General features: G+C 60.9%; 11 protein-coding genes and 3 pseudogenes (1 of these 14 only partly in view). 5 read left to right on the top strand and 9 right to left on the bottom strand.

Translation table 11 applies throughout. The features are described from left to right. Window positions 1–222: 222 nt before the first annotated feature. A pseudogene (locus XCSCFBP4642_RS23870) lies at window positions 223–942 on the bottom strand (Tn3 family resolvase); the annotation flags it as partial. Window positions 943–1,125: 183 nt separating this feature from the next. Here XCSCFBP4642_RS23870 and XCSCFBP4642_RS0102560 point away from each other — a divergent pair. Together XCSCFBP4642_RS0102560 and XCSCFBP4642_RS29345 are read left to right on the top strand one after the other, a co-directional pair. After that, window positions 1,126–2,139: a DNA-binding protein gene (locus XCSCFBP4642_RS0102560; protein WP_029218405.1), complete on the top strand. Its 1,014-nt coding sequence runs from the start codon at window positions 1,126–1,128 to the stop codon at window positions 2,137–2,139. Between the two features lie 480 nt (window positions 2,140–2,619). Beyond that, the gene (locus XCSCFBP4642_RS29345) at window positions 2,620–3,471 is read left to right on the top strand and encodes a type III effector (RefSeq protein WP_167331369.1); all 852 of its coding nucleotides are present in this window, start codon (window positions 2,620–2,622) and stop codon (window positions 3,469–3,471) included. Window positions 3,472–3,681: 210 nt separating this feature from the next. Here XCSCFBP4642_RS29345 and XCSCFBP4642_RS30360 read toward each other — a convergent pair whose 3' ends face one another. The 6 genes from XCSCFBP4642_RS30360 to XCSCFBP4642_RS0102525 form a co-directional block, all read right to left on the bottom strand. Further along, the gene (locus XCSCFBP4642_RS30360; RefSeq protein WP_238532387.1) at window positions 3,682–4,281 is read right to left on the bottom strand and encodes a recombinase family protein; all 600 of its coding nucleotides are present in this window, start codon (window positions 4,279–4,281) and stop codon (window positions 3,682–3,684) included. Beyond that, window positions 4,260–4,430 carry a hypothetical protein gene (locus XCSCFBP4642_RS29095; protein WP_160170351.1) on the bottom strand — a complete coding sequence of 57 codons (171 nt, stop codon included), beginning with the start codon at window positions 4,428–4,430 and terminating at the stop codon, window positions 4,260–4,262. The genes XCSCFBP4642_RS30360 and XCSCFBP4642_RS29095 overlap by 22 nt, the downstream gene beginning before the upstream one ends. Window positions 4,431–4,453: 23 nt before the next feature. Continuing rightward, window positions 4,454–4,711 (bottom strand): hypothetical protein, encoded by a 258-nt coding sequence (locus XCSCFBP4642_RS0102540; RefSeq protein ID WP_029218404.1) that lies wholly within the window; start codon window positions 4,709–4,711, stop codon window positions 4,454–4,456. Between the two features lies 1 nt (window position 4,712). Next, window positions 4,713–5,363: a ParA family protein gene (locus XCSCFBP4642_RS0102535; protein ID WP_029218403.1), complete on the bottom strand. Its 651-nt coding sequence runs from the start codon at window positions 5,361–5,363 to the stop codon at window positions 4,713–4,715. 93 nt (window positions 5,364–5,456) lie between these two features. Beyond that, window positions 5,457–5,864, bottom strand: a complete 408-nt coding sequence (locus XCSCFBP4642_RS30665; protein ID WP_029218402.1) for a hypothetical protein — start codon at window positions 5,862–5,864, stop codon at window positions 5,457–5,459. Continuing rightward, on the bottom strand, window positions 5,861–6,478 hold the full coding sequence (locus XCSCFBP4642_RS0102525; RefSeq protein ID WP_084624368.1) for a recombinase family protein: 618 nt from the start codon (window positions 6,476–6,478) through the stop codon (window positions 5,861–5,863). Before XCSCFBP4642_RS0102525 ends, XCSCFBP4642_RS30665 begins: the two co-directional genes overlap by 4 nt. A gap of 274 nt (window positions 6,479–6,752) precedes the next feature. Between XCSCFBP4642_RS0102525 and XCSCFBP4642_RS0102520 the strand changes: the two genes are divergently transcribed. The 3 genes and pseudogenes from XCSCFBP4642_RS0102520 to XCSCFBP4642_RS26280 all read left to right on the top strand — a co-directional run. After that, window positions 6,753–7,034, top strand: coding sequence for a type II toxin-antitoxin system TacA family antitoxin (locus tag XCSCFBP4642_RS0102520; RefSeq protein ID WP_017166845.1), 282 nt, complete (start codon window positions 6,753–6,755; stop codon window positions 7,032–7,034). Then, the gene (locus tag XCSCFBP4642_RS0102515; RefSeq protein ID WP_029218400.1) at window positions 7,031–7,582 is read left to right on the top strand and encodes a GNAT family N-acetyltransferase; all 552 of its coding nucleotides are present in this window, start codon (window positions 7,031–7,033) and stop codon (window positions 7,580–7,582) included. Before XCSCFBP4642_RS0102520 ends, XCSCFBP4642_RS0102515 begins: the two co-directional genes overlap by 4 nt. A gap of 482 nt (window positions 7,583–8,064) precedes the next feature. Beyond that, a pseudogene (locus XCSCFBP4642_RS26280) lies at window positions 8,065–8,355 on the top strand (recombinase family protein); the annotation flags it as partial. Between the two features lie 746 nt (window positions 8,356–9,101). On the opposite strand, the gene avrXacE2 reads toward XCSCFBP4642_RS26280, so the two are convergent. Further along, a complete protein-coding gene (avrXacE2, locus tag XCSCFBP4642_RS0102500) occupies window positions 9,102–10,172 on the bottom strand; it encodes a type III secretion system effector avirulence protein AvrXacE2 (RefSeq protein WP_029218399.1) in 1,071 nt (356 codons plus the stop codon). 20 nt (window positions 10,173–10,192) lie between these two features. Beyond that, window positions 10,193–10,271, bottom strand: a pseudogene (locus XCSCFBP4642_RS0102495) (IS1595 family transposase) (it continues 940 nt past the right edge of the window).

Genomic DNA, 10,271 nt, shown 5'->3' with positions numbered 1-10,271 from the left:
CCCTCTCCCACCTCCGTTGCCTTGAGCTGGGGTCATTGTCCAACCGCAGCGTCGCAGATCCTGCAACTACGGCTGAGGGATGGGGCTAATCAGGACCCATTTTTGAGATTCCCACACCATTATTGATGGCCTTACAGTACTTATGTGTGTGAAGAATTGCACCCTCCGACGTACATCCCCGGTCAGGCGGCCCGCAGACGGGCCAGCAGCGACGTACTGGCGTAACCGTCCTGCGGCGTTGGGGTGGAGTGGCGCGGCGGCAATCCCGCCCCACTGGTTGACTGCGCGAAACAGTGGCCCCTCGTGGAGGGCGGCTGCCGCAACCCAGGTCATGGTGGCAGCCACCGGGCACCAGCGCGACAGCGCCGGGACCTTGTAGGTGGCGCCGGCGTGCTGGCGATCGCTCTTGCTGTGCGGCAGGAAGCAGGTCATGCCTTCGCCCGGCACCAGGCGCAGGTGGTTCACCTGGAGGCGGGTGAGTTCATCGCCGCGGAAGCCGCGCCAGAAGCCGAGCAGCAGCAAGGCGCGATCGCGCAGATGCCGCAGTTCTGCGGCGCGATCGCCGCGAGACTGGGCCGCAGCCGCAGCGTCTTCCAGCCATGTCGTGACCTGGCCCAGCTGGGTGAGTTGCAGGGGCGTGGCGCGTTTTTCGACGCTCGGGTGCAGGGTCTGGATGCCCTTGAGCACTTGGCGCACCACCGGCGCCCGGGTCGGGTCGACAAAGCCGTGCACCTGGTGCCACTGCGCCAGTGCTGCGAGCCGGTGCCTGAGTGTGTTGAGCGCGAGTTGCCCGGCGTAGGCGGCCAAGTAGCGCGCCACCTGCTCCGCGGTCGCCGGCAGATGACCACCCCACTCGACCTCGAAGTGACGGATCGCCCCTGCATACGCGCGCTCGGTGTTGGCGCGGGTTGCCGCTTCCAGATACTGCTTGACCGAGCTCACCGCGTCGCTCCGAAACGCCGTTTCGTACGGCCGCAGGGCGACTGTAGCCGAAAATTCCGGCTAACGCGGGATAATTCTAGATTATCCCGCGTGAGTTCAACGCCTATCGGCGGTCCATTCAATGCATTGAGGAGTATGTATTTACATGGTATGTAATACGTTACGAAATACGTGGAGTGCCGGATGGCAAGGTCCGGGTTGTACAAAAGCGATGTGCAACGCGCCCGCGATCGCCTGCGCGCCACGGGCACGCATCCGTCCGTGGACGCGGTCCGGGTGGCGCTGGGCAACACGGGGTCCAAGACCACCATCCACCGCTATTTGAGGGAGTTGGAAGAGGAGGAAGGGCAAGGCGTTGGCGCGAAAATGGCCGTGAGCGATGCACTTCAAGACCTCATCGCCCGCCTCGCCGAGCGGTTGCACAGCGAGGCCCACACGGTCGTGGCGCAGGCCCAGGCGCGCTTCCAGGCGCAGCTGCAGGAACGCACCCAAGCGCTGGAGCAGGCCCGACACGAGGCCGGGTCACTCATGACGCAGCTGCAACGCTGCGAGACCGCGCTGCAGGCCGAACGCGAGGCGGGCGACGCTGCCAGGAGCGAAGTGGCCCGCCGCACCACCGAACTGGCCCAGCTGGAGGAGCGGATCGCGGGCCTCACGGCCAGATTGGCCGAGCACGACGCCCATGCGAAATCGTTGGAACACAAGCACGAACACGCCAGGGAAGCCCTTGAGCACTACCGCACCTCGGTCAAGGACCAGCGCGAGCAGGAACAGCGCCGGCATGAGCACCAGGTGCAGGAGCTGCAGGTCGCCCTACGGCAGGCCAACGAGGCATTGACCGCCAAGAACCACGACCTGATGCAGCTCAACCGGGAAAACGGCCAGTGGCTGGAACGCCAGACCCGGCTGGAGCGGGAGCTGGCGCAGGCACGCCAGCGGGCCGACGCCCAGCAACGCGAGCGCGACGCGCTGCGCCTGGCGGCCGCCGAGCACCAAGCCCTGCAGGTGCGCTGGACCGACGATCTCCACGCGCTGGAAGGCGTGCGCACCGAACTGTCGGCGGCGCGGACCGAACTGGTCGAAGAGCGCCAGCGCCGGGAACACGCCGAGGCAGACACCCTGCGGGCCACGGTGCGCCTGAGCACGTTGGAACAACTCCTGGCGCAGCTGCGGCCAGCGCGCCCGGTTGGCGAATAAGTAACGTCTGGGAAGGACGAACCCTCCCCAGACGCAAATCGTCAGTTGCAGTGCGAGCGTGCAACCCAGTTCACAGGGGACGCCGGGAGCCAGTTACCCCTGTGGCGGATTCGACGTCGCATGAATACCCGGCTCGATCTGCCGTGATAAGAAATAGCGGCTGGCGACACTCAGCGCATGCAGTAGGTCGGGATGCTCAGCCTTTGAGTTTGCTCCACGTGGAGCAAAACCGCAGATGACGATTATTCAAGATCGATTCGGATTGCCTTGGGCAGGTTCCAGCTGCTTACAGCAGATACAACAACTCCAAACGCAGCAAGCAGATGACCAAGTCCGTAAAATGTTCCGCGCTGACTGCAAGTTAGCTTGCTGTTGGCTGCTTTTTACACGAATCCTGCCGGCCCTCCGTGTTTGTCACTTCCCTTACGGGTGAGTGTAGTCTGGTGCGGGTAATAGATCCGACCCTCGGAATCGCCTGCTATGTATGCGGCGCTGGCGTGTTATCCAACGCGAATTCTGGCGATTCTTCCACTACCCGAACTGCTGCAAAGGCTCTGTCCCATTCCGCGCAGAGCACGAAACGCTGCACGCCGCAGCGAAGCCCGATGTAAGAGATGCGAAATCAAATATGGCAACCAGAATGTTTGTATCAATCTTATTCCGCGCCCCCCATATATTCCACCCTCCTCCATCTCCATGGAATTTAAAATGCCAAAGTCCATCAGAAGTGCTAGTCATGCATCGAGCTCTAATTTCGATTCGTCGCCTCAGCATGAGAGCGGCCTAAGGGACGCAGCCAAAAAAGTCTACGACAGCAGTGTTTTATATCACGGGACAAAGCATCCGCATTTAAAATCTCTTAGGGAGAACGGATTTTCAAAATCACACAAACGCGACGGCGCAACGGCAGGAGGTAACGCAAATATGTTTATGAATTTAAGCTCTGCAGCGCAGGAAGAATCCGCAAACAATCATTATTTGTCCTCTTCCAAGAAAGAAGCCAAGAATTTTGCCATGTTCGCTGACATGGATAATCCCGCACTATTACGCACCATCGGCGTCAGAAGCAGCTTCAATCTGATCTCGGATCCTAGGACCCGTGGCACGGCATACATGACAGGTCAGTCGATTCCTTCAAAATTCGTGCTTGGATCAAAAAACAGCTCCCCCGGGGAAAATGCGCAGGTGTTCAAGAAAGAGATGCATGCTGCAGGATACGAGGTCTCTACAGAACAAGCGGGCGCACTACTTAGAGATGTGCAATCTGATTCTGATGATGACAATTTCCCGGATCCCGATGACTTTATTATGAGCCGACTGCGGGGTTTATGATATCGAGGGTCGGCGGGAGTTCGTATAAACCCTTTTCTGACAGCGAGTTAGCTCACTTTTGGCTGTGTTTTACACGAATCCCTGCCGACCCTTGTCAAGCTCTAGCCGCCGATGCTGCGCGGCAGGCCTATGGACTGGATAACGCACAGCCCATCTCGCCGCGCACAACGGGGTTCGGGGAGCAATGGAACAGGGAAGTCAGTTAAGCCTTCACCAGTGCCGGTCGGTGCCCTCCATGCGCGCGTCGCTCTCCGAGAAGCAGTGCCGGTCGTCCGCACCGCTGGCGATGTCGGTCAGCAATTCGTTCACAGCTTCATCCAGTTCTTCGTCGGTGTCATAGGGCACCTTCAGCTCATATTCGCCGTTCGGCCGTCGCGTGGCGTCGTATTGGTCGAGGTAAAAGCTCTCGACGTGCTCAATCGTGCGCTTCTTGCCGCGCACGAACTTGCTGTTGTTCTCGATGCGCAGCGTCAGCAGGATGGTGGCGACCTTCGGCGGGGCGTCATTGCCGCTTTCAAGGGCCGACATGCTTGATGGTTGCTGCTCCGTTTTCTTGTACGGACCGATCTCTACACCGCGATGTCGCAGGTAGCTGTACAGCGTGCTCTTGGACAGGTGCAGCTTCTGTGCGATGGCGGCGACCGACAGTTTCCGCTCGCGGTACAGGGTCTCTGCCGCCAGCGCCGTCGCTTCGGCCTGCGGCGACAGTCCTGTGGGTCGCCCGCCGACCTGACCGCGTGCCCGCGCGGCCGTCAGCCCGGCCTGGGTGCGTTCGCGGATCAATCGGCTTAACTGACTTCCCTGTTCCATTGCTCCCCGGACCCCTCGTCCTGTGCGGTAAGGCCCTTCCTCTTGGGATTCTTCGATACCGCATTAGCGGTGCGCAGCACGTCGCGCGGCACCAACTTGCCTAGCAATGCCCCGATTTGCTGGGGGTCGTCGTTCTTCTTCGTGGCCATAGGGCGCTCTCCTGCCACAGCAGTTAGCTGTTGTGGCGCTTTTCGTATTCGGTGAAGGCCAGTCGCAGCAGCTCATTTAGCTTGAGGTCGTGCGATGCGGCGAACATGCGGAACCGGCGGCGTAGGTCTGCCGACACGCGGAAGTTCAACGGCACATTGTTAGCCGGATCGTCGTTGGTGGGCGTCGGCTTGAGCGTGCGGGGGGGCATATCGGCCACTGGGGCGGCGCTGCCTTTGGTGGCGACTAGGCCGGTAAGATCGGCGCTTTTCTTCGTAGCCATATTAGACGGTTTCCTTTTTGCGAGCTTTCTTTTTATCGTTCATGCGTTCTTGCACGAAAGCAAATAACGCCGTGATTTCCTCGGCGCTCCGGCCCTTACCATCGGTTTCCTGCACCGTGCGGCCGTCCACCATACTGCCGGCATAGTCCACACGATCATGCACGATGGATGGGGCTACGGGACCGTGCGCAGACAGGGCGGCCACCGCTTGCACCGTCAGGCGGGCGGTCGGCTTCGCTTGCGTGAGTGCGAACGCGAAGGGCCTCCCGGCTTCCTGTGCAATGTCCACCGTGCTGCCGACTGCGCGCAGGTCGTGCGGGCTAGGCCGGGTTGGAATCAGCACAAGGTCGGCGAGCTTCACCACGTCCCGGATGGCATCGGTGATGGCGGGCGGGGTATCGATGACGGCCAGCTTAAAACCGGCGCTGGCCAGCGCTTCCAATTTCGCCGGCAGCTCGGCCAGCGTCGCGGCCGCGAGCGCCGGAGTGTCCGCATCACGCGAGTTCCACCACGCCGACAAACTGCCTTGGGGATCGGTGTCGATAAGGACGGCAGGCCCCACGCCGGCCTGCTCGGCGGCTATGGCCAGATGCGCGGCCAGCGTCGTCTTGCCCGCCCCGCCTTTCTGACTTGCCAACACTAGGGTTTTCACATGTCGCCCCTTCTTAGTTTGTTTTGACAATTGGATGATAAACAGAAAGCACGCAACTAGCAAGCACTAATAGTAGAAAGCACGCAAGCACGTTTAGCCGCGATCCAGCGTTTCCCGCTCGGTATCGGTGAACCCCGGCCACTCCGGGCCGAACGCCGCCGCAAGCTGCCGCAGAAGGCCGCGCAGCTCGTCAGCGTCCCCGTCGCGGCGTACCGCATCCAGCAGCGCCGCTGCATGGTCCGGGTCTGCGCGGAACAGCTCGGCCATCGCCTCGTCATGGGGGCGATCTTTCCGGACATTTCCGGGATGGGCCTTACCGGGCGGATAGTCGATGGCCTCGATCCCGGTCAGCGGCTCGCCATCTTCGCGCATCGGCCCGGACTCCTGCCGATCCATCCATGCGAAAAAGTCATCGACGTGGGTCTGCTCCTCCGGCGTCAGCGGCTCCGGCGGCTTCGGCCGGTCGGGGTAGTCGAGAATGATCCGTTTCGGCTTCTTCATTTGGCGCCGTCCTCCTTGGTCAGGGCGCGATACAGGGTCGCTCGATGCACACCCAGCAAGGCGGCCGCTTGGGTTGCAGTCTGCCCATCCTCGTCGATCAGGCGGCGGGCGTGGGCAATCTGCGCAGGGGTGAGGGTAGGGCGGCGGCCGAAGCGAACGCCCCGCGCCTTGGCCGCTGTGCGCCCGTTGCGTGTGCGCTCCACGATCAGAGACCGCTCGAACTCGGCAATGCCGGCAAACACCGTCAGAACCATGCGCCCCGCCGGGCTGGTCGTGTCGGCCCACGGCTCGGCCAGCGACCGCAAGCCGGCCCCCTTCGCCTGCAACTGCTCGGCTATGTCCAGCAGGTCGCGGGTGTTGCGGGCGAGGCGGTCAAGCCGCGTCACTGTTACCACGTCGCCGGCCCTCAGATGGTCGAGCATCCGGGCCAGCTCGGCCCGCTTGCTGTGGGTGCCGGTGATCTTCTCGGCGAAGATGCGGGAACAGCCGGCCGCGTGCAGCTCGGTCCGCTGATTGGTCAGCTCTTGGTCGTCGGTCGAAACCCGCGCATAGCCGACGAGCAATCGGCCGCTCATCAGGTCGAGCGTGCCGGGGTCTTGTTTGTGCCGTGCCATAGGGCCGCCCTTAGTCGCAAATGTTGTCGCACATTATAGAATATAAGCGACAAAGTTTTGCAACATAGAAAAGCCAGCAATTCCGGAGCTGTGGCGGCAGTCGCAAAACTTAGGACTTGTGCAACACGCAGGACCGGGCCGGACTCGTCATTTCACACACAGAGCGGGGGCAAGGGGGAGCGATTTAACGACGCCGGGCAAACAAACGTAATGACATTGACATTACGGCGCGGTACACTTACATGAAACCGCAGGAGATTGAGCCATGCCCACGATGAGCACCGCACCCAGCAAGCGTGAAACGCTGAACATCCGCATCAAGCCCGAGGAACGGAGCTTGATCGACCGCGCCGCCAAGGCACGGGGCAAGAACCGCACCGACTTCGTGCTGGAAGCCGCCCGGTCGGCCGCCGAGGAAGCGTTACTAGACCAGACGATCATTTCCGCCAGCCCGGACGCCTACGCGGCCTTTCTGGCACGACTGGACATGCCGCCGCAGCCGAACGAACGCCTGCGGAAAACCATGCAGACGCCCGCCCCGTGGGAGAAAGCATGACGGTATCAGCGCCCGAACCGCTGGCCGCGCACCACGACATTGAAGCCTTCGACTCCGGGGTGGACAGTCTGGACCAGTGGCTAAAGCGTCGTGCCCTGAAAAATCAGGCTACCGGCGCTTCGCGAACCTTCGTCGCCTGCGACGATGGCCGCGTGGTGGCCTACTATGCGCTGGCATCGAGCGGGGTCACGGTGGACGCAGCACCCGGACGCTTCCGACGCAACATGCCGGACCCGATTCCGGTGGTGGTCCTTGGCAGGCTGGCCGTAGATCAATCGCAGCAGGGCAGGGGCCTAGGCCGCGCTCTGGTGAAAGATGCCGGGCAGCGCATCGTCCAAGCCGCCGACACCATCGGGATTCGCGGGGTGCTCGTGCATGCGCTCTCGGCCGACGCCAAGGCGTTCTATGAGCGGATCGGATTTGAGCCGTCGCCCCTCGATCCAATGATGCTACTGGTCACGCTGGATGACCTGAAAGCGGGGTTCAGCCGACATACGTGTAAAAATAGCTCACAAGATCGGATTTCATCCATTGCATCAGTGAGTTAGCGGATATTTTGGCGGTTCCGGCTTACAACCCTGTCTTGGTCACACATGCAGCTGAGCAGGTCCGCGATCGTGTCACCAACGTCCTCGCCGGCGCCGACTACGATCAGGTGCCAGATCAACCCCCTACGGACAACGCCTCACCCGCGCACGCGCGGCTTCAGCGCCGAGAGCAACGCTCCCGCCGCCGACAGGGAGCCGCCCTCCCCCTGCCCTGCAAACCCGCTTTTGATGGCGCCGCCGCCAGGCCGTCCCCGGCTTGTCCACGGCCGGCGCGCAGCGCCGCCCCGGAGCCGGAGACCTCCCTATCGGATGAATGGTCCATTTAGGCTGGCCCATTTTATGTGGTCCGTTTAAGTCAACAAAAAAATATTGGGCCACCCGTAAAATTGATGGTACGTTTAGGTTTAACCCAAAAAGGCCGAGCAAGAGGCCACCATGTCCGACGTGATTCCTACCCCAGCCGATCTGGCGAGTAGCATTTGATGGCGCGTGCTCCTGCAGAACCCTTCAAGGTTGCTCGGATTTACCAGCGCGTCAGCACTGATGGCCAGGATCTCACGCGATAAGCCGCGATCGTCCAAGAGGCCAAGGCCGCCGGCTTCTACGTCGCCGGCGTCTATCGTGAGAAGGCTTCTGGTGCGCGCGCCGATCGCCCTGAGTTGCTGCGCATGATCGAGGATCTGCAATCGGGCGAAGTGGTCATTGCTGAAAAGATCGATCGGATCAGCCGCTTGCCACTGGTCGAAGCCGAGCGCCTGGTAGCGTCTATCCGAGGGTCGGCAGGGATTCGTGTAAAAAACAGCCAAAAATGAGCTAAATTTTTGCCGGAAAAGGGTTTTCGAGAAGTTCTACCGCCCCTCTGCAATAGCAGCCTCGCACACCGACCTCCCGCCATCTCCCGGATCCACATTCCACTGAATAACGTGGTGTTTACACACGGCAGCACATTTACCCACGAGGTCCAGGCACGTTGTTTAGTTTTCAGCTTCGCCCGATCACTAGGCACAGTTTCGCCAGTCCAAAGAGTTTTTCGCTTGGCGAAAGCAGGTTTACGCTTTTCGTGAGAAGTTAGCAGCCCGCACTCTCAAGTTAGGAGTTCTTATATGGGATGCTTCAACGTCACAGGTGCCAGTGGGAAGGCAAGCGAATATGTTGTCGAGCAACACGCTGGTCGGACCACGAATGAGCAAGCGACGCAAGAGTCGGCGACTCATCGGGAGACACAGGGTGTATTGCAAGGATTGAAGAGGCAAAGCTCGATTAGGAGTCAGTCCGATACTGAAGATGATGTGCAGTTTGCCGTGTCGCAAGCGCGAGCGGGAGGGCGCTTCCGTCCCGGTCCGCTACCTGAGCAGAAGGAACTGATCGCGCCCAAGCCCGGTAATGAATAGATTGCGCTCAAAAGTGCCCGCAGGAGTTTGTGAAAAATGCTTGGCTCGACGTCCCCCGCCCTGAGTACCGGCTGGGTTTAGAGTCTGGGACTGATGTGACCCACCCGCATGGTTGGGTCCAGCACCGGTTACTGGCTCTGCTCGCCCAGCTGATATGCGGCAGCGGCAATGTCTTCGGCAGCTGCGCTTGCTGCTTTCTTGCCGAAACCCAGTGCGCATGCCGATTTGATGGACATCTTCTTCAAAGCCTTGCTGCTCTGCTCTGCCCGCGACAAGCCAAGCTCTGAAGAGTTGGTCAATGTAGCCAGACCTTGCCGAACCCGTCTACGAAACGCATCGCTCACCACAGGTTGCGGTTGCCAGACTTCCTCAGGCGCGCAATGGAACTGCTGGGCTTTCAGTCTCTTGAGGTGTGTTTCAGTCAGGGGGAGGCAGTTTTCCAGAAGATACTGCGCGCCTGCGGCCGTCTTGGCGGCAATGTCATCTCCGTCCTTGGCATTCAAGGCCAAGCGTTCTTGGGTGTGTTGAGCATTTGCCGCAAATCTGCTGTCGGACGCAAACACCGCCGGTCCTTGAGCCCAAGGGTCTAGGACGATGGTCTTGTGATGTCCGTCCGGCACGCGCGACTCAGCCCAGTCATGGCCCTGATGGTTGTGCTGGACATAGTGGACGCTTTCTTCTGGCTGAAGCTTCTGTACATGTCGCATGGTTGCTACGGCAGCATATCCGGCGCAATGACCGCCCTGGACGAATTCAGATACGACCGCATGCCCCAGCGTCGGATTCGTGAGCATTGACGCCGGCGCCGCGCCGCGCACCAGATCGACAAACACATCATGTGCGGCCTGCGCATGTTGACTGGATGCGTGATCGCTGACGGCAATGTCGGTGGCGACGTTGCCGCGTCCGTATGGGAAGCGCGCCCGTGTCTCCTGCATCGTGTTGTTCGCCTTGTGCAGCCGAGGGATGTCCTGGGGCTCGACCGGATCCCCGATGACGGCTTTGCTCAGCAAGTAGCCGGCGAGGGAGATATCAGGATCGGAGAGCAAACCGCCACGACGCCGACGCTTGGGCAAATCGCTCAACAGCCCATTTACAACACCCACAAAGGATTGCCGCGTCTGCGGCGGAAGGGGAGGCGCGTCCTCTTGGCGCGGCGAGTGCGGGGCGTTGTTTGTCGTTGAGATAGTGCAACCCATTTCCTGATTAGCCCCATCCCTCAGCCATGGAAGTTGCTTGCCATACGCAAAACGCGCTCTGGGCAAGGTGTGCAACGCAGCAGCGCCGTCGCCAGCCGC

Source organism: Xanthomonas cassavae CFBP 4642, assembly GCF_000454545.1.
Lineage (GTDB): Bacteria > Pseudomonadota > Gammaproteobacteria > Xanthomonadales > Xanthomonadaceae > Xanthomonas > Xanthomonas cassavae.
This window is presented reverse-complemented; position numbering and strand designations above follow the sequence as displayed.

Coding starts and splice junctions, on each gene's coding strand:
- XCSCFBP4642_RS0102560 (WP_029218405.1), top strand. CDS start 1,126: ATGGCAAGGTCCGGGTTGTACAAAAGCGATGTGCAACGCGCCCGCGAT.
- XCSCFBP4642_RS29345 (WP_167331369.1), top strand. CDS start 2,620: ATGTATGCGGCGCTGGCGTGTTATCCAACGCGAATTCTGGCGATTCTT.
- XCSCFBP4642_RS30360 (WP_238532387.1), bottom strand. CDS start 4,281: ATGGAACAGGGAAGTCAGTTAAGCCGATTGATCCGCGAACGCACCCAG.
- XCSCFBP4642_RS29095 (WP_160170351.1), bottom strand. CDS start 4,430: ATGGCCACGAAGAAGAACGACGACCCCCAGCAAATCGGGGCATTGCTA.
- XCSCFBP4642_RS0102540 (WP_029218404.1), bottom strand. CDS start 4,711: ATGGCTACGAAGAAAAGCGCCGATCTTACCGGCCTAGTCGCCACCAAA.
- XCSCFBP4642_RS30665 (WP_029218402.1), bottom strand. CDS start 5,864: ATGAAGAAGCCGAAACGGATCATTCTCGACTACCCCGACCGGCCGAAG.
- XCSCFBP4642_RS0102525 (WP_084624368.1), bottom strand. CDS start 6,478: ATGGCACGGCACAAACAAGACCCCGGCACGCTCGACCTGATGAGCGGC.
- XCSCFBP4642_RS0102520 (WP_017166845.1), top strand. CDS start 6,753: ATGAGCACCGCACCCAGCAAGCGTGAAACGCTGAACATCCGCATCAAG.
- XCSCFBP4642_RS0102515 (WP_029218400.1), top strand. CDS start 7,031: ATGACGGTATCAGCGCCCGAACCGCTGGCCGCGCACCACGACATTGAA.
- avrXacE2 (WP_029218399.1), bottom strand. CDS start 10,172: ATGGGTTGCACTATCTCAACGACAAACAACGCCCCGCACTCGCCGCGC.